The sequence below is a fragment of the Streptomyces sp. NRRL S-1022 genome (genome assembly GCF_000720135.1).
Lineage (GTDB): Bacteria > Actinomycetota > Actinomycetes > Streptomycetales > Streptomycetaceae > Streptomyces.
On record NZ_JOIU01000025.1, the window covers coordinates 68,680 to 90,344 of the forward strand.

The following is a 21,665-nucleotide window of genomic DNA, read 5'->3' on the forward strand; positions in this document are numbered from 1 at the left end:
TCCGGGCCGGTTCCCGGTGGACTCCCTCAGGGCGAGCCGGACGAAGAGGCGGAGGCCCCGGGCGACGGGGTCTCCGCCTCCGTCGTACACGTGAAGGAGAACGGCACCGAGTCCGACGTCGCCCGCACCGGGGCGCGCACCTCCACACCGATCTCGTTCCCGACCGTCCCGCTCTCCGCACGGGTGCTCACGGTCACCTGCTGCTGCCGGGTGCGCGGGCCGCCCGCCGGGAACGGCAGCGTCCTCCACCCGGGGTCCGGCACCGATCCGTGCGCCGGCACCCACCGGTACTCCACCTGCGCCGGCAGCCGCCCCACCGTGAACGCGGCCGTGAACGCGGGCGCCTCGGCGGCCGGCGGCGGACACGCCCCCGCGTACGCCGTGTGCGCGCCGGTCACCGTCACGTGCACCGACTGCGCCGGCGCGCTGCTCGCCGAAGGACTGCCGCGCGTCGGCGAGGCGGCTTTGGTGTCCGTGCCCGTGCTGCCGCCCGGCGTGGGGGAATGCGCGCCGCGGCTCACCCGGCCGGCGCCCGGGACGCCGCTGCCCCGCCTGCTCCCGTCGTCGCGGTGCAGCAGTACGTACGTCAGTCCGGCCAGCGCCAGGACGACCGCGAGGACACCCGCGACCAGCACGGCGGCGGACCGGCGGCCGCGTTCGGGCCGCCCGTCCGGCGCGGCGGCCGTGGTGCCCGGGCCCGGATACCCGGTGGGCAGCGGCGCCGGCGGGGTGCGGGACGGCTCCGGCGAACGCGCCGGCACCGACGGCGCGTACGACGACCCCGCGCCCGCGGTCCCCGTACGCGCCGCGCCGCCCGCCGCGATCAGCCGCAGCTCGCGCTCCGCCTGCCCGGCCGCCGGCCGCTCGGCCGGGTCCTTCTGCAGCAGCCCGCGGATCACGGGCGCGAGCGGCCCGGCCCACCGCGGCGGCGGCAACTCCTCGTCCACCACGGCCCGCAGCGTGCTGAGCGGGGTGTCCTGCCGGAACGGCGACACGCCCTCGACGGCCGCGTACAGCAGCACGCCCAGCGACCACAGGTCCGACTCCGGGCCCGGTGTCCGCCCCAACGCCCGCTCCGGCGCCAGGAACTCGGGCGAACCGACCACCTCGCCCGTCATGGTCAGCGCCGCGCTGCCCTCCACCGTGGCGATCCCGAAGTCGGTCAGCACCACCCGGCCGTCGTTCGCGAGCAGCACGTTGGCCGGCTTCACGTCCCGGTGCAGCACCCCGGCGGCGTGCGCGGCGCGCAGCGCGGACAGCACCTCGGCGCCGATGTGCGCGGCCCGCCGCGGCGGCAGCGGACCCTCCGCCTCCAACTGGTCGGCGAGCGACAGCCCGCGCACCAGCTCCAGCACGATCCACGGCCGACCGCCCTCCACCGCCACGTCGTACACCGTCACCACGTTGCGGTTCGCGACCCGGGCCGCCGCCCACGCCTCCCGCTCCAGGCGCGCGTACAGCCGCTCCACCTCGGGGCCGGGCAGCCCCGCCGGCGCCCGCACCTCCTTGACCGCCACCTCGCGGTGCAGCACCTCGTCCCGGGCACGCCACACGGTGCCCATGCCGCCCGCGCCCAGCGGGGCCAGCAGGCGGTAGCGACCCGCGATCACACGTTGCGGGACCGGCTCCTCGGACACGGGCGCCCCCAAGGCATCTCGCGCGAATTCTCCACAAAAGTAGCTCAGCCCAGCGCGGATGCCGCCCCCTTGAGCACCAGTCCCGTGCCCAGCGCCAGCACGACCAGCGCCGACACCAGCGGCAGGGTCCGGCGCACCAGGGCGGCCAGGGGGTGCGCGCTCCAGCCCGGACGCCGTTCCATGACCCGGGCCGCCCCCGCGCCCAGCCGTACGACGGCGAACCCGGCGGCGGTGAGGGTCAGCGCGAGCCCCGCCCCGTACGCCACGACGAGCAGCAGTCCGAACCACGCCTTGCCGAGCGCGGCGGCGCCGACCAGTACGACCACGGCGGACGGGCTGGGCACCAGCCCGCCGGCGAACCCCAGCAGGATCGTGCCGCGGACGGTGGGCGCGACGGAGTGCGTGTGGGTGTGCCCGCCATGCGTGTGGGTGTGACCCCCGTGGCTGTGGGTGTGGCCCCCATGGGTGTGCTCACCATGGGTGTGCTCTCCACCGGCGTGCTCTCCATGGTCGTCCGTGTGCGTGTGGGCGTGCTCACCATGGGGGTGCTCGCCACGGGTGTCCTCCCCATGGTGATGATGGTGGTGGTCGGTGCCGTGGCCGGCCCCCACGGCCGCCAACTCCCGCCGTTCGGCATGGCCGTGGACCGCGACGGCCGGCCGTACGCGGTTGTGCCAGGCCCGGCGCACCAGGGTGACACCCGCCGCCAGCACCAGGACGCCGCTGGCGATGCCCAGCCAGGAGATCACCGCCGGTGCGGCGGCGGAGCCGGCCGTGACGAGCAGGCCCAGGGCGACCACGCCCAGGGTGTGGGTCACGGTGACCGAGGCGGCCAGCGGCAGCACGTCCCGCGGCCGGGCCCGGCCCCCGCGCGCCGCCGCCGTCGCGGCCATCAGGGTCTTGCCGTGGCCCGGGGCCAGGGCGTGCATCGCACCCAGGGCGACCGCGATGAGCAGCGCCACGGCGGCGAACCCGGCCGTGAGGTCCTGCCGGGCCACGAGGTCGTCCAGGGCCCGGGTCCAGCGGTCGGCCCCCCGGGGCAGCACGCCGGCGCCCGGGGCCGCCTGCCGCTGCGCGTCCGCCGCCAGCGCCGGGCCGCCGGGCCGCACCCGCACCGAGGCCGTGCCGGTGTCGGCGGGGGAGGACAGCAAGTCCTTGGGATAGGAGGTCAGTTCCCGCGAGACCGACTCCTTCGGCACGTCCGTCGCGGTGAGCGTCATCCGGTCGCCGCGCGCCGTGATCTCACGCCAGCCGGGTCCGCCGGTGGCACCCGCACTGTGGAAGCCGAGGGTCATGGTGCCCGTGCGGGGCAGCGCGGCGGTCAGCCGGCACTCCACGCGCAGGGTGTCGAGACCGGCCTGGCCCGGGCGCAGGCGCGCGCTGCCACGGGCGGCCGTGAGGGTGGCCGTACGCCCGTCGACGGTGAGGGCGCTGTCGGCGGCGGCCCGCGCGCAGCGCTGCCGGGCCCACGCGTCCAGCCCCAGCCGTTCGATGCCGGGCTTGGCCTGGGTGGCCGGGATCTCGGCCAGGTCCTCCACATGGTCGACGCGGAGCTGTCCGGGAGCGGCGACCAGGCCGTCGTAGCGGTTGACGGTGAAGTTGCCGAGGGGGTGCGCGCCGGCGGGGCCGGCCGGGAGGAGCGCCAGGGCGCACCCGGCGAGCAGCGCGTACAGCAGACGGGGCTTCACCGGGTTCCCTCCAGCGCCTCGCGGGCCCGCGAGGCGCCCAGCGGGGAGAAGCCGGGGTTCAGCTTCAGGGCCGCGGTGAGCGAGGCACGGCCGGCCGCCCGGTGGCCGGTGGCCAGCTCGATCATGCCGCGGTGGTAGCGGAAGACCGCGCTGCGGTAGCCGGTGGCGGCGGCCCGGCGGGCGTAGGGCAGGGCTTCGGCGTCACGGCCGTTGACGTGCAGCGCCCAGGCGAGGGCGTCGGCGGTGTGCACGGTGTGCCGGCGGGCCCACTCGGCGCGGGCCGCGCGCAGGGCGGCCCGCTTGTCGCCGTGGTCGGCGGCGGCCAGCGCGGTGTCCAGGTCGGCATTGACGCCGTTGGCACGGGCCAGCGCGATCCAGGCGTCGACCAGCGCGTACTGCTGGCGGGCCCGCGCCCGGTCGCCGGCCGCGCCCCGCGCCTCGTACAGCTCGCCCAGGGCGACCAGCGGGCCGGGCAGCGGAGCGCGGGCCACCACCGTCTCCATGTCCTTGACGGCCGCGGTCCGGTCACCGCTCGCCGCCCGCGCGCGGGCCCGGCCCTCCAGCGCCGGGAGGTAGCCGTCGTCGGCGGCCAGGGCGCGGGCGTAGTAGGTGAGCGCCGTGCGCTGGTCGCCCTGGTTCCAGGCGAGCTGGCCGAGCTGGGTGGCCACGTACGCGGTGTCGCCCGGCGAGGCGGCCGCGGTCAGCGCCTGCTCCAGGACGCGGCGCGCCGTGCGCACGTCCCCGCGCAGCTCCTGCACGTAGGCGTACCGGGTGAAGACCGGTACGCCCGGCTTGCGCGCGTCGGCGGTCCGCGCCGCCTTCGCCGCGTCGGCGTACCGGCCGAGTTCGACCAGGGCGTCGATCCGGGAGGACAGCGCGCGCTCGCTGTACGGGTTGTGCCGCAGGGCCGCGTCCGCGAAGGACAGGGCGCCGTGGAAGTCGTGCCGGGCGGCGGCGAGGGCGGCGCGGCCGGCCAGGGCCTGGTCGTTGCCGGGCGCCAGCGCGAGGGAGCGCCGCAGCGCCTGCTCCGCCTGCGGGTACCGGGACGGGTCGCCCTTGGTCCGCGCCTGCTCGACGTAGGCCAGGCCGAGGGTGGCCCAGCCGCCGTGGTCCTTCGGCTGGGCCCGCAGGTGCGTCTGGAGCGCGGTGATGCTCGCGTCCAGGTTCCCGCCGCTCAGCACCCCGGGATCCACGGCGCCGGCCGCGACCGGCACGGACGTCTGCCCCCGGTCCGCGCCGAGCGCGATCGCACCGCCGGTCAGGGCGACCGCCAGCAGCGAGGCGGCCACGACGAGCTGGGCGCCGCCCCGCCACAGCCGCCGGACCGAACCGGCCCGCCGTACGGCCGCGACCCGCTCGTCGCCCCCGGCCTCCTGCCCGACGGCCGGGCCGCCCCCGGTACCGCCCCCGGTGCCGCCCCGCTCGTCGGGGCCGGAGGCCGCGGGTGCCGGTGCGGTCGGCTCCGGCCGGGGCCCGCCGCCCGTGCTCACCTGCTGCTGCGCGTCCTGCTCGTCGTCCTGCCCGCGCGGGCCCATGCCTGCTCCTCCGTCGGTCGTGTGGAAGGCGCGGCCCGCCGTGGGGGAGGGGGGAATCACGGGCCGCGCCGGTCTGGGGTGGGTGCGGGATCTAGTACGGGCGCTGCATGCGCCGGCGCCACCACGCGAAGGCGGTGCCGAGCAGCAGGATCCCGGCCGCGCCGGAGGCCGCCGAGGCGGCGATCAGCGTGGTGTTCCCGGAGCCGCCGGAGGCGGACCCGGCCGGCTGGAGGGCGTCCCCGAGCTGGCTGCGCACGTCCGCCCCCGCCGTCGTGCCCTTGGCGAGCCGGCCGCGCGAACCGGCCGTGGGCTGGGCGACGTAAGGGAAGTAGCTCTCGAACTTCTTGTCGTTCTTGTCGACCGCGTCACCCAGGTCGTTCTTGGAGCCGACCAGTTCGCCCTCGACGACCTGCAGCGACGCGTCGATCACGTCGTCGCCCAGCCGCCGGCCGTTCGGGAAGCCCGCGTTGTCGCCGTCCAGCACGCCCAGTCGCTTCGGGTGCATGCTCGGCTTGATCGAGGTGTTGAGCCGCAGCTCCTCCGAAGGCGTCACGTGCGGCGGCTGGTTGAGCCCCTTGACGCCCTTGAGGAAGACGTCGACCAGGTCGTTGCGCGGCTCCGCCGGTGCCTTGATCTTGTAGATGGACTCGATCAGCTTGGGCAGCTCGGGGTTGGTGACGTTCTTCAGGAACTGCGCGTCGTACGCGGGCTGCGAGGCGTTGAACCTGTCCTTGTCCTTCTGCGGGTTGACGACCTCGTTGACCAGCGGGTTGCCCAGCCGTGAGACCTGGCTGTAGTAACCCTGCGCGTTGCGGCGCTGCGCGGTCGACCAGATGCCGACGACCGGCTGGTGGGACGACTCGCGGATCAGGTCGTTCGGCACCTGCAGGGCGATCGTGTTGACGTTGTAGCCCTTGAGGGTGTCCCGGCCGACCTCGGTGAGGTTCCCGCCGTACAGCAGGTCGAAGACGCGCAGGTCCGCGAAGAACGGGTCGTCCGCCTGGCCGGCGAAGGTCGCGGCACCGCCCGCCGTCTTGTACACCGCCTGCGCGCGCAGCTTGCCGTAGTCCGGCATGGACGCCTTGCCGACGTTCGACGGCGCCACCGGCACGTCGTCGGCCAGCTTGGTCTTCGACATCTCGTGCCCGTGCCTGAGCTTGATGAGGTCGATGTCGTACGTCTGGGTGAGGTTGAGGTCGGGATCGTCCAGGCTGGTGACCGGACCGGTGTTGTAGAGGAACGTGTTGCCGTTCTTCGTGTGGGTCTTGAAGGTGTAGCGGAACACCAACTCGCCCTGCGCGTCACCGTTGCTGTCGATGTGCAGGTCGTACTGGGCGTCGTCGGCGAACGTGTAGAAGTTCGGTCCGCCGGCCGGTTCCTCGAACGGGATCCAGTTCGCCACGATCGTCGTCGTGTCGGGCTTGTCCGGGCTGACGAAGGCGTACAGGTCGGTGTTGTCGTACTGCGGGGTGCCCGAGATCAGCGGGGCCTCGCGGTGGGAGGACGCGAAGGCCGCCCCGGGTGCCAGGGCGGCGGCGCCGGCGGCCGCGAGCCCGCCGGCGGCCAGCGCGCCGCAGATGAGCGTGACCAGTCCGGTGCGTCCCGTGCCGCGCCCGGAGGACGCCCTCCCGGAGAGGGCGCCCCTGGAGAAGAGAGGTGTCATGCCGTCCGTCCTCAGTGCCGACTTGCTTGTGACGGACGGGTATACGGAGCAGACCCGCGTATCGGTTTGGTCGGCGGCGAAAAACTTTTTCCCGGTCCGGGACCCGCGTTTTCGGCCCGCCGATCCGTAACCCCTCGGGGAGGTGTGTCTCGGTGCGGATGCGCGGTGCGCGAGGAAGAGCCGGCTGCGGCCACGGTGAGGGGGCCCGGATGCAGGCGGACGAGTTGCTGGTGCTCGTGGCGGGCGGCGACCAGCGGGCCTTCGAGGAGCTGTACGCCTTGGTGTCCGGCCCGGTGTACGGGCTGGTGCGCCGGGTGGTGCGGGACCCCGCCCAGTCCGAGGAGGTCGCCCAGGAGGTGCTGCTCGAACTGTGGCGCTCCGCCGCCCGGTTCGACCCCGGCCGGGGCAGCGCCCTGTCCTGGATCCTCACCCTCGCCCACCGCCGCGCCGTCGACCGGGTGCGCAGCGCCCGCGCGGCCGGGGAACGCGAGCAGCGCGAGGCCCTGCGGGCCGGCGGACCCGCGTTCGACCAGGTCGCCGAGGAGGTCGAGGCCGGCCTGGAACGCGAGTGGGTGCGCCGCTGCCTGAACCGGCTCACGGCCCTGCAACGCCAGTCCGTGACCCTCGCCTACTACGACGGGTACACCTACCGTGAGGTGGCCGAGCGGCTGTCGCTGCCGCTGGGCACGGTCAAGACGCGGATGCGCGACGGGCTCACCCGGCTGCGCCAGTGCCTGGGAGGCGCCGTATGAGCATCCTCGGCAGACTGCCGCGCCGCGAGGACCTGCACTCCCTGGCCGCGCCCTACGCGCTCGACGCCCTCGAACCGGGCGAGCGGCGCCGCTTCGAGAAGCACCTGGCGGGCTGCGACCGCTGCGCCGCCGAGGTGCGGGACCTGGCCGAGGACGCGGTCCGGCTCGCCTGGTCCACGGCGGCGCCCGCGCCCGCCGCGCTGCGCGACCGGGTCCTGTCCGCCGTCCGCAGCACCCCGCAGGAGCCGGCACCGGCCCGCGGCCGGGCGGCCGCGCGGGCGCAGGCGCCCGGCCGGGAGCGCGCACCGCTGCTGCCGCCGCACGTCTGGGGCACCCAGCCGCCGCCGGGACGCGCCCGCACCTCCCGCAGGCGGCCCCTGTTCGCCCCGTTCGCCACGGTCACCGCCGCCGCGGCCCTCGTCGTGGCCTCCCTCTTCGCGGTCCAGGCGCACCGCACCGAGGACCGGCTCGCGGCCGAACGGACCCGGGCACGTGAGATCGCCCACGTTCTGGCCGCTCCCGACGCCCGCGCGGCGAGCAGCGAGGACACCCGGGGCCGCAGTATCGGAGTGATCGCTTCCGCCTCCGAGCGGGAGGCCGTCGTCACCCTCAGCGGATACGGCACCCCGTCCGGTGGACGGGTACACCAGCTCTGGCTCATGCGTCCCCGGGCACAACCGCGCTCCCTGGGCCTCCTCGCGGGCGACACGCCCCTGGTCGCCAGGGGAGTCGACACCTCCTCGACGTCACTCGCCGTAACCGTCGAGCCTGACGGAGGATCAGCACAGCCCACCGGCCAGCCCATTGTCCAACTCACCCTGAAATCGGTCGGATTCGGAGAGTAGTCAAAGAGGGATGGTCAACCCCCTTACAGGGAAGGTGAATCCTGTGGCCGGGATACACGCGTGCCCCGGTGGGGCGATAGGGTTACCCTGCCCGGGCCGGGTGGACTCGTACGGGTGGGGAGTGACATGGAACAGATAACAGTGCGCAGCAGGGCGAGGGTCCCTGCGATCACCTGCGGGAGCACCGCGACCAGTTCGCGGCTCGACCGCCATCTGTCGGTACTGGCCGGTCCGGCCATACCGCAGCGGGAGACGGTCGAGGCGACGTCGCTGATGCGTGAACTGACGGCGCGTGACTCCGTGCACCAGCGCAGCGACCGGGGCACGCGGATCGGCCGCGTCTCGCTCTTCGCGCCCCTGCGCCGACTGCGCCGTTCGCTGTTCGGCGGTCACTGACCGCACCGCAGGGCCCCTGACCCCCGAGCAGGGGCGCCCGCGCTCAGGCCACCACACCGTCCCGGCGCAGTGCTGCGATCTCGTCGTCCGTCATCCCCACGGCACGCAGCAGCGCTCCGGTGTGCTGCCCGAGTGCGGGCACATCGCCCATCCGCGCCTCGTCCCCGCCCGGCAGCGTGAGGGGAGGCAGCAGCGCCTTCAGCGGCCCCACCGGTGAACCCACCTGACGCCACCGGTCCCGGGCCGCCAGCTGCGGATGCTCCGCCAGCTCGTGCAGATCCCGCAGCCGCGCACAGGCGATGCCCGCCTTCTCCAGCCGGGCCAGCGCCTCGTCGGCCGTCAGCACCGCCAGCGCCCCGGCGACCAGGGCGTCCGTCCGCTCCCGGTGCGCCACCCGCGCGGCATTCGTCGCGTACGCCGGGTCCGTGCCCAGTTCCGGGCGGCCCATGACCTGCTCGGCCAGCCGCCGCCACTCGCGGTCGTTCTGCACCGACAGCAGCACCCGCCCGCCGTCCGCGGTCGGATAGGCGTCGTACGGCGCGATCACCGCGTGCGCCAGGCCGGTGCGGGCCGGCGGTTCGCCGCCGTGCAGCGCGTGGTGCAGCGGATGGCCCATCCACTCGGCGAGCGCCTCCAGCATGGACACCTCCACCGGCCCGCCCCGCCCGGTCGTGCCGCGCCGCACGAGCGCGGCCAGCACACCGGAGAACGCGTACATGGCCGCCGCGATGTCCGCCGCCGGGATGCCCGCCTTCACCGGCTGCTCCGGCGTCCCGGTCACCGACACCAGCCCCGCCTCGCACTGCACGAGCATGTCGTACGCCCGCTTGTCCGAGTACGGCCCCGAGCCGCCGTAGCCCGAGATGTCCACGGCGATCAGCCGGGGGTGCCGGGCGCACAGGGTGGCCGCGTCCAGGCCGAGCCGGGCCGCGGCGCCGTGCGCCAGGTTCTGCACGAACACGTCCGCGTCCGCCACCAGCCGCCGTACGGCCTCCAGGCCACGCGGGTCCTTCAGGTCCAGCGCGAGGGACTCCTTGCCCCGGTTGCACCACACGAAGTGCGAGGCCAGACCGCGGGCCGCCGTGTCGTAGCCGCGTGCGAAGTCACCGCCGTCGACCCGCTCCACCTTGATGACGCGGGCGCCCAGATCGGCGAGCTGCCGGGTCGCGAAGGGCGCGGACACGGCCTGCTCGACGGCGACGACGGTGATGCCCTCCAGGGGCAGCGGGAGGTGATCCATGGGGTGGATGATCTCCCCTGACCGGCGGCTTTGTCAGCAGTGCGGGTTCACTCGGCCCGTGCGTACCTGCCCACCGCGAGCGGCAGGAACAGGGCGATCAGGGCCAGGCTCCACAGCAGCGACCCGGCGACCGGGTGGGCCACCGGCCAGGCGGCGCCCTCCGGGACGGGCGCGTTGCCGAAGAGGTCGCGCAGGGCGGTGGTCACCGCGCTGATCGGGTTCCACTCGGCGAGCGCGCGCAGCCAGCCCGGCAGGCCGTCCGTCGGGATGTACGCGTTCGACAGCAGCGGCAGCACGAAGGAGGAGGCGCCGAGCTGTCCGGCGGCGTCCTCGCTGCGGGACAGCAGGCCCAGGAGGATCCCGGCGCAGGTGCAGGCGAACCGGAAGAGCAGCAGCAGCCCCACCGCCCCGACGGCCCCGGCGAGCGACCCCTCGATCCGCCAGCCCACCGCGAGCGCGGTCAGCAGCAGCGGCACCGTCCCGGCGGCCGTGACGACGAGGTCCGCGACGGCCTGCCCGAGGGGAACGGCGGACCGGCTCACCGGCATCGTGCGGAACCGGTCCATGACGCCCCGGTGGGTGTCCTGGGCGGCCTGGAACATGCCGGTCATCAGCCCGCCGGCGGCCGTCGCGGCGAGCAGCCCGGGCACCAGGAAGGAGCGGTACTCGCGGCCGGGCATCGCCAGCGCGCTGCCGAAGACGTAGCCGAAGAAGAGCAGCATGTTGACCGGCATCAGCTGGGTCAGGACCGCCAGTCCCGGGTTGTTGCGGACCCGGCGCAGCTGCCGGCCCGTCATCGCCAGTCCGTCGTACGCGAACGCGCTCATGCGGCAAGCTCCTCTGTGTCGGCGGACTCACCGGTGAGCCGCAGGAAGACGTCGTCGAGGGTGGGCGGCCGGATGCCCGCGTCCAGCAACGGCACGCCGGCCGCGTCCAGTTCGCGCACCAGGCGGGGCAGGGTGAGCGTCGGGTCGGTGGTGACCGCGCCGACCGCGTTCCGCTCGCGGTCGCACACCGGCTCCCGGCCGGTGAGCCGGTCGAGCACGGCCGCCGCCCGCGCCAGCGCGCCGGCGTCCGCGACCACCGCCTCCACCTGCGAGCCGACGAGCGCCTTGAGCGTGGCGGGCGAGCCGGTGTGGGCGACCCGGCCCCGGTCCACCAGGGCGATGTCGTCGGCGAGCTGGTCGGCCTCCTCCAGGTACTGCGTGGTCAGCAGCACCGTCGTGCCGTCCGCCGTCAGCTCGCGCACGGCCTGCCAGATGCGGGCGCGGCTGGCCGGGTCGAGTCCGGTGGTCGGCTCGTCCAGGAAGAGCACGTCGGGACGGCGGACCAGGCTCGCGGCCAGGTCCAGCCTGCGCCGCATCCCGCCGGAGTACGCCGACGCCCTCCGGTCCGCCGCCTCGGTCAGGCCGAAGCGCTCCAGCAGCTCGTCGGCCCGGGCGGCCGGCCCGCGCACCCGGTGCAGCCGGGCGAACAGCCGCAGGTTCTCCCGGCCGGTGAGGTCCCCGTCGACCGAGGCGTACTGCCCGGTGACGCCGATCCGGCGGCGCACGGCCGCGGCCTCCCGCACGAGGTCGTGCCCGGCGATCCGCGCCGAGCCGCCGTCCGGGCGCAGCAGCGTGGTCAGCAGCCGCACCGCGGTCGTCTTCCCCGCCCCGTTCGGCCCCAGCAGCCCGCAGACCGTGCCCTCGGCGACGGCCAGATCCAGCCCGCGCAGGGCGGGCACAGCGCCGAAGCGTTTCTCCAGACCCTCACTAAGTACAGCGTACGTAGTAGTCATGCCGGGACCATACCGCACTACGTACGCTGTACGTAACTAGGATGGTGGTCGAGGTGATGTCGATGGCAGTCCGAGGGGCCGTCCCCGAAGTGATCTGGGCGCGCCCCGAGCGCACCGGCCGGGGCCCGCGACCGGCGTACACGCGGGACGACATCGCCGCCGCCGCGGTCCGGATCGCCGACGCGCAGGGGCTCGACGCGGTGTCGATGCGGCACGTCGCGGCCGAACTGGGCTGCGGCACCATGTCGCTGTACAACTACGTCCCCCGCAAGGAGGACCTGTACGAGCTGATGGTGGACGCGGTCAGCGCGGAGCACGCCGCGTGGGAGCCGAGCGGGGACTGGCGGGCCGACATGCGCCGCGTGGCCGGGCAGACGCGTGAGCTGATGCACCGGCATCCCTGGCTGCCGCGCCTGATGTCCCCCGTGTACGGCTTCAGCCCGAACGCCCTGCGCTACCTGGAGCACTGCCTGGCCTGCCTGGACCCGCTGGACGAGGCCTACGGCACCAAGCTGGAGCTGCTCGCGATGCTCAACGGCGTCGTGACGACGTACGTCCGCAACGAACTCGACACCGCTGAGCGGGCCCGTGCCCTGCCGTGGTCGCAGGACGAGGAGAACGCGGTCCGCATCGCCTACCTGGGCCGCCGGATCGCCTCCGGCGCCTACCCGCGCATGGCGGCGGCGTTCGCCGAGGACCCGGGGCCGATCGATCTGGAGGCGGTCTTCGAACGGGCGGTGGGGCGGGTCATCGACGCGTTCGCGCCGCGCTGACCGGGCACCCGCGAGAGCGGCCTTTCCCTCACCGACAAGGAGTGGCGGAGCCGGTGGACCACGAGCGCGTTCGGCGCCAACTCGACATGATCGCAGGGGTTCTGGAGGCCGCCCGGGCCGCCGGCGTCCCGCTCTGGCTGCGCGGCGGCTGGGCCATGGACTTCTTCCTGGGCGAGGTCACCCGGGAGCACGGGGACATCGACTGGTTCGCCTGGGCGAAGGACGCGGCACCGCTCGCGGGCATCCTGGTCCGGCTGGGCCACACCCCGGTGCCCGGGCCGCCCGCCGGCCTCCAGCTGGACTTCGTGAAGGACGGCCTGGAGAGCAGCTTCACCCTCGTCGACACGGACGCGGCGGGCCGGGTGACCGTCGCCGGCGGCCCCTGGGCGGGCACGCCCTGGCCGGACGGGCTGCTCGGCACGGAGCCGGGCCGCATCGGCGCGCTGGAGGCGCCCATCGTCGATCCGCGCGTCCAGATCGAGATCAAGCGCATGATGCCGGTCTGGGACCCCTCCCGGCCCCGCCGGGCCAAGGACGCCGAGGACATCGCCCGGCTGGAGGCCGCGCTGCGCCGGGGGACGGCGGGCTAGAGCAGCGCGAACTGCCCGTCCGGACCCTCCTCGAGGTGGTCGAGGACCGAGGCGGGGCGGCGGGACGGCTCCGGCACCGGCAGGACGCCCGCCCGCCGCAGGTCGGCCGCCGTGACCGGTGCCGTCACCTCCGACCCGGCCCGCGGCGCCCGCGCGTCCGCCAGCAGGGCGAGGACCGTGATCAGCTCCAGCAGCTCCGAGGTCCACGCCTGCGGCCAGGCCGCCGGGCGGATCGCGGCCAGGGTGCCCGGCTCGGCCGGTGCGGTGCGGGCCGCGAACCAGCTCTCCAGGACCCGGGCCCCGGCCACCTCGTAGTCCCAGGCCTCGGGCGGGACGGGCGAGACACGGCCCTCGTCCAGGTACAGGGACTCCTCGTCCCGGTCGTAGCGCAGGCCGACGGGCCGGCTCGGCAGGGGCGCGCGGACGTACGGGCGCCGGCCGCCGGGCAGCTTGGGGCGCTCGCCGTCGCGGAGCATCAGCCACAGCGTCCGGCGGCCCTCGTCCACGCCGGCCGCCCACAGGACAGGGTCCTCGGTGAGCGGGACGGTGAGGTCGGGGCGGACCGCCGCCAGGATCCAGGCCAGCACGTCGGACGCCGAGGGGCGGGCGCCCAGCCGCGCCGACAGATGGTCCAGCAGGCCGGGGGCCAGGTTGGGCTCCGTGCCGCCGGGGCGGCGGTACAGCGGGCGGACGCGGCCGGAGCGCAGCACCGGCGGGTGCGAGGTCGCCAGCAGCGGGTTGTCGGCGTCGCCCGTCTCCACGGTGAACACCTGCCGGGCGTCCGCCACCCGCCACAGCTCCGGACGGGCCGCGTCCAGCAGCCGGTGGTCCGGGATCAGCCACTGCTCGTCGAAGGCGGCGGCCAGGACCCGCACCGGCTCCGCACAGGGCCCCTCGGCACGCGAGAGCCGCTCCGTACCGGTGGACTGCCCGGGCAGCTGCGCCACCGCCGACCGGAGCGTACGGGCGCGGGTCGCCTCGAACAGGCGCTCCCGGTCCGGTCCCTCGGCCCTCAGCAGGGCGTCCCAGCGGGCCCTGAGCGAGGCCGCGTCGGGTGCCAGCGGCCAGGCGCGGCCCGGCCGCAACGGTGCAACGGACCACGGCATGAGGTCCGCCAGCGGCGGAGCGTCGTCGTGCGTCACGTCGGGCATGGTACGGCAGCGCCCCGAAGGGCCGCGGGGAACCGCGCGACCGGCCGCGACGGGTCCCGCGGCAGGCCGCCGGCCCCGCCCGGCCGGACCGGCGGAGCGCTCACGCGTCCAGGGTGACCGTGAACGAGAAGCGGTCCCCCCGGTAGTGGATGACCGCCACGTCCAGCACCCGTCCATCGGTGTCGTACGTCACGCCCGTGTAGTGCAGGATCGGGCTGAGCAACGGGACTTCGAGCAGCCGGGCCGTCTCCGGGTCGGCGAGCCGGGCCTCCACGGTGTCCGTGATCCGGCTGATGTCCGCCTTCACCAGGTCCCGCAGTACCTTGGTCATCGGCCAGCGGACCAGGTCCTCCGGGTCGATGTGCTCGGCCAGTTCGGGACGGATGTGGTTGACGGCGTGGTTGGTCGGCTCGCCGGTCTTCTCGTCGCTGCGCAGGCGGTGGTACGCCGCCACCTCCGCGAGGTCCGGGAAGTGCTCGGCGAGCCCGGCCGGCACCGGCACCCGGCCGTGGCCGAGCAGTTCGGTCGTCATCCCGGACTGCTGGGCCACGATCGCGTCCACCGAGCCGAGCAGCCGGACCGGGGCGCCGCGCCGGACGTCGGGTTCGATGAACGTGCCGCGCCGCCGGTGCCGGCTGATCAGGCCCTCGTCCTCCAGCTCCTTCAGGGCCTGCCGCATGGTCAGCACGCTCACCCCGTAGTGCTCGGCCAGTTGTTCCTCGGTGGGCAGGCGCAGCGGGTCCCGGGGCGAGCGGCCCAGTATCGAGGCGCGCAGCGACTGCGACACCTGGTACCACAGCGGCAGCTTGCGGTTCAGGACGATCGAATCCGGAGCGAAGGAGGTCACGCGGCTATCCGTACCTGGCGGAGAACGTTCGGCGCAACGGTGGCGGTCACGCCCGGAAGTGGCGTTCCAGCCCCTGCCACACGTCGTCGTAGCGCTGCTGGAGGTGCTCGGCGCCGGCCGCGTGCGGGGTGAGGGTCACCGGCCAGCGGGTCTCGAACATGAAGGCCAGCCCGTCACCGATCTTCTGCGGCCGCAGCTCGGCCGCGCTCGCCCGGTCGAAGGTCTCCCGGTCCGGGCCGTGCGCCGACATCATGTTGTGCAGCGAGCCGCCGCCGGGCACGAAGCCCTCCGCCTTCGCGTCGTACGCGCCCTCGATCAGGCCCATGTACTCGCTCATCACGTTCCGGTGGAAGTACGGCGGCCGGAAGGTGTCCTCGCCCACCAGCCAGCGCGGTGCGAACACCACGAAGTCGACGCCGGCCAGACCGGGGGTGTCCGACGGGGAGGTCAGCACGGTGAAGATGGACGGGTCGGGGTGGTCGTAGGAGATGGTGCCGATCACATTGAACCGGCGCAGGTCGTAGACGTACGGCACATAGTTGCCGTGCCAGGCGACCACATCCAGGGGGCTGTGGTCGTAGGTGGCCGTCCAGAGGTTGCCGCAGAACTTGTTCACCACCTCAACCGGACCCTCGACGTCCTCGTACGCCGCGACCGGCGCCCGGAAGTCCCGGGGATTCGCGAGCCCGTTGGCGCCGATCGGGCCGAGGTCGGGCAGCCGGAACGGCGCCCCGTAGTTCTCGCAGACGTAACCCCGGGCGGTCGGGCTCTGCCCGCCGTCGGACGCAGTGTCCAGCAGCTCCACACGGAAGCGCACCCCGCGCGGGATCAGCGCGACCTGGGCCGGTTCCACATGGAGCCGGCCGAACTCGGTGTGCAGCAGCAGTCCGCCCCGCTCCGGCACGATGAGCAGCTCCCCGTCGGCGTCGGAGAACACCCGCTCCATCGAGGCGTTGGCGTGGTACAGGTGCACGGCCATGCCGGCGCGCTGGGTCGCGTCGCCGTTGCCGCCCAGGGTCCACAGACCGCCCAGGAAGTCGGTGCCGGCCGGGGGCTCGGGCAGCGGGTTCCAGCGCAGCCGGTTGGGGTCGGGCACGGTCTCGGTGAAGGGGGCCGTACGCAGCGCGCCGTTGGCGGTGCGGGTGAACGCCGGGTGCGCGGCCGACGGGCGGACGCGGTACAGCCAGGAGCGGCGGTTGTGCGCCCGCGGCTCGGTGAACGCCGTACCGCTCAGCTGCTCGGCGTACAGGCCGAGCGGCGCGCGCTGCGGCGAGTTGCGGCCCTCGGGCAGGGCGCCCGGCACCGCCTCCGAGGCGTGTTCGTTGCCGAACCCGGTCAGGTACGTCAGCCCCTCGGCGGTCTTCCGCGCGTCCCCGCTCATGCTCGCTCCCTCGCGTTCCCGATTCCTATGCAACACCGTAGGAATCAGCGGGGGTCCGCGCAAGAGGGTTCCGGGTCCTCCCCCGTAGGTAGGGGCGGAACCAGACCTGAGGGGGATCCGGGGTGCCCGGCCGCTGTTCTACGCTCCCGCTCATGTCGTGGACGAAGTGGAAGCGTGGACCGCTCGCCGCGCTCGCGGTGTGCGTCCTGCTGCCGTTCGGAGCGGCGGCCTGCACCGCCGGCGGGGCGCACGGGCGGACGGTGTCCCCCTCACCCGTGGGGCAGGTGCTGGACGAGACGGACGACACCGGCCGGAACCTGCGGGAGGTGCCCCCGAAGAACGCCCCCCAGGTCGGCATGGAGGTCACCCCCGACCCGGCCGGCGGCTGGGACGTCCGGCTGGCCTTCCGGCACTTCCGGTGCTCAGCGCCGGGCGCGCGGCCGGCGGCGGCCACCGGCCACGGCTTCGCCCGTCTGTTCGTGGACGGCCACGGCATCGCCCGGCTGCACGGCCCCGCGTACCACGTGGCCGCCGGCGTCGTCCCGCACGGCACCCACGAGGTCACCGCGCGCCTGTACGCCGACGACGGCACGGTCTGGGCCGTCCGCGGCAAGCCGGTCGAGAGCACCGCCGACATCACGGTCTCCGACGCGGAGGCGCACGCACCGGATCCGCCGGCCGCGACCGCGTCCCCCGCGGCGGACGGATGACCACCGCCGGAGGGTGAGCACCGCCGGCGGGTGAGGCCGCCCGCCACCCGTTCCCGTGAGTGAGTGCGCCGGCCGTCCGGCCCCGTACTGGGGGGAGAGGTTCACCGGACCGCGGCGGAAAGGCATCATGAAGCCCGTGCCCCACGCGACATCGCTCCGCCGCGCGCCCGTCCAGCGGCGCAGCGCCGAACGCCTGACCAGGATCCTGGACGCCTGCGCCGAACTCCTCGACGAGGTCGGCTACGACGCCCTGAGCACGCGCGCGGTCGCCGAGCGCGCCCAAGTCCCCATCGGCTCGGTCTACCGCTTCTTCGGCAACAAGCGGCAGATGGCCGACGCCCTCGCCCAGCGCAACCTGGAGCGGTACGTCGAGCGCGTCACCGAGCGGCTGAAGGAGGCCGGCCAGGGGGACTGGCGGGCCGCCATGGACGCCGTCCTCGACGAGTACCTCGCCATGAAGCGCACCGCACCCGGCTTCTCCCTGGTCGACTTCGGCAACCAGATACCGGTCGGCGTCCGGCAGGCCGAGCCCAACACCCGGGTCGCCGACCGGCTCATCCAGCTGCTCTCCGGCTACCTGGGCCGCACCCCGGACGAGGAGCTGGGCCGCGTCTTCCTGGTCGCCGTGGAGACCGCGGACACCCTGGTCCAACTGGCCTTCCGGGTCGATCCCGAGGGCGACGAGGCGATCATCCGGGAGACCCGGGAGCTGCTGCGGGCGTATCTGGGGCGGGTGCTCGACTAGGCGGGGCCGGCCGAGGGGAATCCGGCGAGGGTCTCCCCTCCGTGCATACCGGTCGGTATGCTCACCCCGAGCCTGCCCGCCCGTGCGGCCCGGGCGACCCGCCGCCGACCCCACCGGGAGGACCCGTGTCCCGCACCGCCCTGCGAATCTGCCCCCTGTGCGAGGCCACCTGCGGGCTGACCCTCACCGTCGAGGGCACCCGCGTCACCGGCGCCCGCGGTGACCGGGACGACGTCTTCAGCAAGGGGTTCATCTGCCCCAAGGGCGCCGCCTTCGGCGCCGTCGACGGCGACCCCGACCGGCTGCGCACCCCGCTCGTCCGGGAGAACGGCACCCTGCGCGAGGCCACCTGGGAGGAGGCCTTCGACGCGGTCGCCGCCGGCCTGCGCCCGGTCGTCGAGCGGTACGGCCCCGACGCCGTCGGCGTGGTCCTCGGCAACCCCAACGTGCACACCATGGCCGGCGGCCTCTACCCGCCCGTCCTGGTCGGCGCCCTGCGCACCCGGAGCCTGTTCACCGCCTCCACGGTCGACCAGATGCCCAAGCACGTCTCCAGCGGGCTGCTGTTCGGCGACGCGAACGCGATACCGGTGCCGGACCTCGACCGCACCGACCACCTGCTGCTCCTCGGCGCCAACCCGCTGGAGTCCAACGGCAGTCTGTGCACCGCCCCCGACTTCCCCGGCCGGCTCAAGGCCCTCAAGGCCCGCGGCGGACGCCTCACCGTCGTGGACCCGCGCCGCACCCGCACCGCCGCGCTCGCCGACCGGCACCTCGCGATCCGCCCCGGCACCGACGCCCTGCTGCTCGCCGCGATGGTCCACACCCTCTTCGCCGAGGACCTCGTCGACCTGGGGCACCTCGCCCCGCACGTCCAGGGGCTCGCCGAACTCCGGGACGCACTGGGCGACTTCACCCCCGATGCCGTGGCCCCCGCCTGCGACCTGGACGCCGAGGACATCCGCGCCCTGGCCCGCGACCTGGCCGCCGCCCCCACCGCCGCCGTCTACGCCCGCATCGGCAGCTGCACCGTCCCGCACGGCACCCTGGCCAGCTGGCTGGTCGACGTCCTCAACGTCCTCACCGGCAACCTGGACCGCCCCGGCGGCGCCCTCTTCCCGCAGGCCGCCACCGACCGGACGCCCCGCCCGGCGGGCCCCGGCCGCGGCTTCGCCCTCGGCCGCTGGCACTCCCGGGTGAGCAAGCACCCCGAAGCCAAGGGCGAGTTGCCGCTCTCCGCGCTCGCCGAGGAGATCGACACCGCGACCGCCGAGGGCACCCCGGTGCGCGCCCTGATCGCCATCGCCGCCAATCCCGTGCTCTCCGCACCCGACGGCGACCGCCTCGACAAGGCCCTCCGATCGCTGGACTTCATGGTCAGCGTCGACCCGTACCTGAACGAGACCTCCCGCCACGCCCACGTCGTACTGCCGCCGCCCCCGCCCGCGCAGAGCCCGCACCACGACTTCGCCTTCAACACCCTCGCCGTGCGCAACCAGGTCCGCTACAGCCGCCCCGCCGTCCCGCTGGAGCCCGGCCGCATGGCGGAGAGCGAGATCCTCGCCCGGCTGGTCCTGGCGGTGAGCGGCATGCACGGCACCGACCCGGCCGCCGTCGACGCGATGGTCATCGACCAGACCCTGGCCAAGGCGGTACGGGACGAGCACTCGCCGGTGTCCGGCCGCGACCCGCGCGAGCTGGCCGCCCGGCTCACCGGGGACAACGGCCCCGAGCGGCGGCTGGACCTGATGCTGCGCCTCGGCCCGTACGGCGACGGCTTCGGCGCCCGGCCCGACGGGCTGAGCCTGGCCAGGCTGCTCGACCACCCGCACGGCATCGACCTCGGCCCGCTGCGCCCGCGCCTGCCGCAGCCGCTGAAGACCCGCAGCGGCAAGGTGGAGCTGCTGCCCGAGCCGATCGCCGGCGACCTGCCCCGGCTCCGCGCGGCCCTGCGCGAGCGCCCCGCGGGCCTGGTCCTGGTCGGCCGCCGCCATCTGCGCTCCAACAACAGCTGGATGCACAACGTGCCCGCCCTCACCGGCGGCAGCAACCGCTGCACCGTGCACATCCATCCCGAGGACGCCGCCCGCCTCGGTGTCCGGGACGGCGCGGACGTACGGGTCAAGGGCGCCGGGGGAGAGGTGGTGGCCCCCGCCGAGGTCACCGACGGCATCCGGCCCGGGGTGGTGAGCCTGCCGCACGGCTGGGGCCACGACCGTTCCGGCACCCGGCTGAGCCACGCCGCCACCGTCCCCGGCGTCAACGTCAACCAGCTGCTCGACGGCAGCCTGCTCGACCCGCTCTCGGGCAACGCGGTGCTCAACGGCGTCCCCGTGGAGCTCACCGCCGTCGTAGCACTGCCGTGACCTGGAGTTTTGCGCTTATTGCTCGGGCGTCAACCACTTGTTAACGCCGTTTGAACGGACCTAACGTCATCGCACCGCCGACCCCCAGGTGGGATGTTCAAGGGCGAACGTTAGGTATCCACTCATGCTGACCATCCTCGGCTTCGCCATGATCGCGACCTTCCTGGTCCTGATCATGATGAAGAAGATGTCGCCGATCGCGGCGCTCGTGCTCGTCCCCGCGCTGTTCTGCGTGTTCGTGGGCAAGGGCGCCAAGCTCGGCGACTACGTCATCGACGGCGTCACCAACCTCGCCCCCACCGCGGCGATGCTCATGTTCGCGATCGTCTACTTCGGTGTGATGATCGATGTCGGCCTCTTCGACCCGGTCGTGCGGGGCATCCTGAAATTCTGCAAGGCCGATCCGCTGCGCATCGTGGTCGGCACGGCGGTCCTCGCCGCGATCGTCTCCCTGGACGGCGACGGCTCCACCACGTTCATGATCACCGTCTCGGCGATGTACCCGCTGTACAAGCGCCTGAAGATGTCCCTGGTCGTGATGACCGGCGTCGCCGCGATGGCCAACGGCGTGATGAACACCCTGCCCTGGGGCGGCCCGACCGCCCGCGCGGCCACCGCGCTCAAGCTCGACGCCGGCGACATCTTCGTGCCGATGATCCCGGCCCTCGCGACGGGCCTGCTCTTCGTCCTCGGCCTCGCCTACGTCCTCGGCCGCCGCGAGCGGGGGCGGCTCGGTGTGCTCACGCTGGACGAGGTGCTGGTCGAGGAGACCGAGCCCGAAACCGTGCTCGTGGGCGCCGGCTCCGGCGCGGCGGCCCGGCCCGTGGCGGGCTCCGGCCCGGGCGCCGAGGCCGCGGCGGGCTCCGGCTCCGGTGCCGGCGCGTCCGGCGACGCGCCCGCCGACGAGGGCTTCCAGGGCCTCGACCCGGACCGTCCCACCCTGCGCCCCGGGCTCTACTGGTTCAACGCGCTGCTCACGGTCGTCCTGCTCACCGCCATGATCATGGAGTGGCTGCCGATCCCGGTGCTGTTCCTGCTCGGCGCGGCCCTCGCCCTGACCGTCAACTTCCCGCACATGCCGGACCAGCGGGCCCGCGTCGCCGCCCACGCGGAGAACGTCCTCAACGTCTCCGGCATGGTCTTCGCCGCCGCCGTGTTCACGGGCGTCCTCCAGGGCACCGGGATGGTCGACCACATGGCCGAGTGGCTGGTGGGCAACATCCCCGACGGCATGGGCCCGCACATGGCCTTCGTCACCGGCGTGCTGAGCATCCCGCTCACCTACTTCATGTCCAACGACGGCTTCTACTTCGGCATCCTGCCGGTGCTCGCCGAGGCCGGGCAGGCGCACGGCGTGCCCGCGGTGGAGATCGCCCGCGCCTCGATCGTCGGCCAGCCCCTGCACATGTCCAGCCCGCTCGTCCCCGCCGTGTACGTGCTGGTCGGCATGGCCAGGGTCGAGTTCGGCGACCACACCCGCTTCGTGGTCAAGTGGGCCGCGCTCACCTCACTGGTGGTGCTCGGCGCGGGCATCCTGTTCGGCATCATCTGATCACCCGACGGAGG

Annotated in this window: 19 protein-coding genes; 9 read left to right on the forward strand and 10 right to left on the reverse strand. The window is 74.4% G+C overall.

Features of this window, described 5'->3' with window-relative positions; genetic code table 11:
• Positions 1 to 26 precede the first annotated feature (26 nt).
• The 4 genes from IG05_RS0131285 to IG05_RS0131300 all read right to left on the reverse strand — a co-directional run bounded on the left by IG05_RS0131285 (position 27) and on the right by IG05_RS0131300 (position 6,523).
• The gene (locus IG05_RS0131285) at positions 27 to 1,637 is read right to left on the reverse strand and encodes a serine/threonine-protein kinase (RefSeq protein ID WP_078894619.1); all 1,611 of its coding nucleotides are present in this window, start codon (positions 1,635 to 1,637) and stop codon (positions 27 to 29) included.
• A 44-nt stretch (positions 1,638 to 1,681) separates the two neighbouring features.
• Positions 1,682 to 3,325 (reverse strand): nickel transporter, encoded by a 1,644-nt coding sequence (locus IG05_RS0131290; RefSeq protein WP_030347411.1) that lies wholly within the window; start codon positions 3,323 to 3,325, stop codon positions 1,682 to 1,684.
• On the reverse strand, positions 3,322 to 4,860 hold the full coding sequence (locus IG05_RS0131295) for a tetratricopeptide repeat protein (RefSeq protein ID WP_234336091.1): 1,539 nt from the start codon (positions 4,858 to 4,860) through the stop codon (positions 3,322 to 3,324). Before IG05_RS0131295 ends, IG05_RS0131290 begins: the two co-directional genes overlap by 4 nt.
• Before the next feature lie 91 nt (positions 4,861 to 4,951).
• Positions 4,952 to 6,523 carry a DUF4331 domain-containing protein gene (locus IG05_RS0131300; RefSeq protein ID WP_030347413.1) on the reverse strand — a complete coding sequence of 524 codons (1,572 nt, stop codon included), beginning with the start codon at positions 6,521 to 6,523 and terminating at the stop codon, positions 4,952 to 4,954.
• A 209-nt stretch (positions 6,524 to 6,732) separates the two neighbouring features.
• Here IG05_RS0131300 and IG05_RS0131305 point away from each other — a divergent pair, with 209 nt between their 5' ends.
• The 3 genes from IG05_RS0131305 (at position 6,733) to IG05_RS0131315 (ending at position 8,516) form a co-directional block, all read left to right on the forward strand.
• Complete coding sequence (locus IG05_RS0131305; protein WP_030347414.1) at positions 6,733 to 7,275, forward strand: sigma-70 family RNA polymerase sigma factor; 543 nt, start codon at positions 6,733 to 6,735, stop codon at positions 7,273 to 7,275.
• Positions 7,272 to 8,120, forward strand: a complete 849-nt coding sequence (locus IG05_RS0131310; protein WP_030347415.1) for an anti-sigma factor — start codon at positions 7,272 to 7,274, stop codon at positions 8,118 to 8,120. The genes IG05_RS0131305 and IG05_RS0131310 overlap by 4 nt, the downstream gene beginning before the upstream one ends.
• Before the next feature lie 126 nt (positions 8,121 to 8,246).
• Positions 8,247 to 8,516, forward strand: coding sequence for a hypothetical protein (locus IG05_RS0131315; RefSeq protein WP_030347416.1), 270 nt, complete (start codon positions 8,247 to 8,249; stop codon positions 8,514 to 8,516).
• A 43-nt stretch (positions 8,517 to 8,559) separates the two neighbouring features.
• On the opposite strand, the gene IG05_RS0131320 is transcribed toward IG05_RS0131315, so the two are convergent.
• From IG05_RS0131320 to IG05_RS0131330, 3 genes are read right to left on the reverse strand one after another with little or no spacing between them, the layout of a single operon-like run.
• Positions 8,560 to 9,756 (reverse strand): CaiB/BaiF CoA transferase family protein, encoded by a 1,197-nt coding sequence (locus IG05_RS0131320; RefSeq protein WP_030347417.1) that lies wholly within the window; start codon positions 9,754 to 9,756, stop codon positions 8,560 to 8,562.
• Positions 9,757 to 9,803: 47 nt separating this feature from the next.
• The gene (locus tag IG05_RS0131325) at positions 9,804 to 10,583 is read right to left on the reverse strand and encodes an ABC transporter permease (RefSeq protein WP_030347418.1); all 780 of its coding nucleotides are present in this window, start codon (positions 10,581 to 10,583) and stop codon (positions 9,804 to 9,806) included.
• The gene (locus tag IG05_RS0131330) at positions 10,580 to 11,536 is read right to left on the reverse strand and encodes an ATP-binding cassette domain-containing protein (protein ID WP_030347419.1); all 957 of its coding nucleotides are present in this window, start codon (positions 11,534 to 11,536) and stop codon (positions 10,580 to 10,582) included. Before IG05_RS0131330 ends, IG05_RS0131325 begins: the two co-directional genes overlap by 4 nt.
• Positions 11,537 to 11,598: 62 nt before the next feature.
• Here IG05_RS0131330 and IG05_RS0131335 point away from each other — a divergent pair, with 62 nt between their 5' ends.
• Both IG05_RS0131335 and IG05_RS0131340 read left to right on the forward strand, forming a co-directional pair.
• Positions 11,599 to 12,309, forward strand: coding sequence for a TetR/AcrR family transcriptional regulator (locus IG05_RS0131335; RefSeq protein WP_030347420.1), 711 nt, complete (start codon positions 11,599 to 11,601; stop codon positions 12,307 to 12,309).
• 53 nt (positions 12,310 to 12,362) lie between these two features.
• Complete coding sequence (locus tag IG05_RS0131340) at positions 12,363 to 12,899, forward strand: nucleotidyltransferase domain-containing protein (protein ID WP_234336092.1); 537 nt, start codon at positions 12,363 to 12,365, stop codon at positions 12,897 to 12,899.
• Here the strand turns inward: IG05_RS0131340 and IG05_RS0131345 are convergent.
• The 3 genes from IG05_RS0131345 to hmgA form a co-directional block, all read right to left on the reverse strand.
• The gene (locus IG05_RS0131345; protein WP_030347422.1) at positions 12,896 to 14,050 is read right to left on the reverse strand and encodes a type ISP restriction/modification enzyme; all 1,155 of its coding nucleotides are present in this window, start codon (positions 14,048 to 14,050) and stop codon (positions 12,896 to 12,898) included. The two genes, IG05_RS0131340 and IG05_RS0131345, sit on opposite strands and share 4 nt — an antisense overlap.
• Positions 14,051 to 14,150: 100 nt before the next feature.
• Complete coding sequence (locus tag IG05_RS0131350; RefSeq protein WP_030347423.1) at positions 14,151 to 14,897, reverse strand: GntR family transcriptional regulator; 747 nt, start codon at positions 14,895 to 14,897, stop codon at positions 14,151 to 14,153.
• Positions 14,898 to 14,943: 46 nt separating this feature from the next.
• A complete protein-coding gene (gene hmgA / locus IG05_RS0131355) occupies positions 14,944 to 16,278 on the reverse strand; it encodes a homogentisate 1,2-dioxygenase (protein WP_030347424.1) in 1,335 nt (444 codons plus the stop codon).
• Positions 16,279 to 16,430: 152 nt separating this feature from the next.
• Here hmgA and IG05_RS0131360 point away from each other — a divergent pair, with 152 nt between their 5' ends.
• The 4 genes from IG05_RS0131360 (at position 16,431) to IG05_RS0131375 (ending at position 21,651) form a co-directional block, all read left to right on the forward strand.
• Complete coding sequence (locus IG05_RS0131360; RefSeq protein WP_037815034.1) at positions 16,431 to 16,988, forward strand: hypothetical protein; 558 nt, start codon at positions 16,431 to 16,433, stop codon at positions 16,986 to 16,988.
• Positions 16,989 to 17,115: 127 nt separating this feature from the next.
• Complete coding sequence (locus tag IG05_RS0131365) at positions 17,116 to 17,733, forward strand: TetR/AcrR family transcriptional regulator (protein ID WP_030347426.1); 618 nt, start codon at positions 17,116 to 17,118, stop codon at positions 17,731 to 17,733.
• A 125-nt stretch (positions 17,734 to 17,858) separates the two neighbouring features.
• Positions 17,859 to 20,099, forward strand: a complete 2,241-nt coding sequence (locus IG05_RS0131370) for a molybdopterin oxidoreductase family protein (RefSeq protein WP_030347427.1) — start codon at positions 17,859 to 17,861, stop codon at positions 20,097 to 20,099.
• 124 nt (positions 20,100 to 20,223) lie between these two features.
• Entirely contained in the window at positions 20,224 to 21,651 is a 1,428-nt protein-coding gene (locus tag IG05_RS0131375; RefSeq protein ID WP_030347428.1) for a CitMHS family transporter, read from the forward strand.
• The last annotated feature ends 14 nt before the right edge of the window (positions 21,652 to 21,665 follow it).

What these genes read in the sequence shown, in the direction of transcription:
- IG05_RS0131330 (WP_030347419.1), bottom strand. Translation starts at nt 11,536, where the DNA reads ATGACTACTACGTACGCTGTACTTAGTGAGGGTCTGGAGAAACGCTTC.
- IG05_RS0131305 (WP_030347414.1), top strand. Translation starts at nt 6,733, where the DNA reads ATGCAGGCGGACGAGTTGCTGGTGCTCGTGGCGGGCGGCGACCAGCGG.
- hmgA (WP_030347424.1), bottom strand. Translation starts at nt 16,278, where the DNA reads ATGAGCGGGGACGCGCGGAAGACCGCCGAGGGGCTGACGTACCTGACC.
- IG05_RS0131335 (WP_030347420.1), top strand. Translation starts at nt 11,599, where the DNA reads ATGGCAGTCCGAGGGGCCGTCCCCGAAGTGATCTGGGCGCGCCCCGAG.
- IG05_RS0131365 (WP_030347426.1), top strand. Translation starts at nt 17,116, where the DNA reads ATGAAGCCCGTGCCCCACGCGACATCGCTCCGCCGCGCGCCCGTCCAG.
- IG05_RS0131300 (WP_030347413.1), bottom strand. Translation starts at nt 6,523, where the DNA reads ATGACACCTCTCTTCTCCAGGGGCGCCCTCTCCGGGAGGGCGTCCTCC.
- IG05_RS0131320 (WP_030347417.1), bottom strand. Translation starts at nt 9,756, where the DNA reads ATGGATCACCTCCCGCTGCCCCTGGAGGGCATCACCGTCGTCGCCGTC.
- IG05_RS0131345 (WP_030347422.1), bottom strand. Translation starts at nt 14,050, where the DNA reads ATGCCCGACGTGACGCACGACGACGCTCCGCCGCTGGCGGACCTCATG.
- IG05_RS0131375 (WP_030347428.1), top strand. Translation starts at nt 20,224, where the DNA reads ATGCTGACCATCCTCGGCTTCGCCATGATCGCGACCTTCCTGGTCCTG.
- IG05_RS0131315 (WP_030347416.1), top strand. Translation starts at nt 8,247, where the DNA reads ATGGAACAGATAACAGTGCGCAGCAGGGCGAGGGTCCCTGCGATCACC.
- IG05_RS0131325 (WP_030347418.1), bottom strand. Translation starts at nt 10,583, where the DNA reads ATGAGCGCGTTCGCGTACGACGGACTGGCGATGACGGGCCGGCAGCTG.
- IG05_RS0131295 (WP_234336091.1), bottom strand. Translation starts at nt 4,860, where the DNA reads ATGGGCCCGCGCGGGCAGGACGACGAGCAGGACGCGCAGCAGCAGGTG.
- IG05_RS0131310 (WP_030347415.1), top strand. Translation starts at nt 7,272, where the DNA reads ATGAGCATCCTCGGCAGACTGCCGCGCCGCGAGGACCTGCACTCCCTG.
- IG05_RS0131360 (WP_037815034.1), top strand. Translation starts at nt 16,431, where the DNA reads ATGTCGTGGACGAAGTGGAAGCGTGGACCGCTCGCCGCGCTCGCGGTG.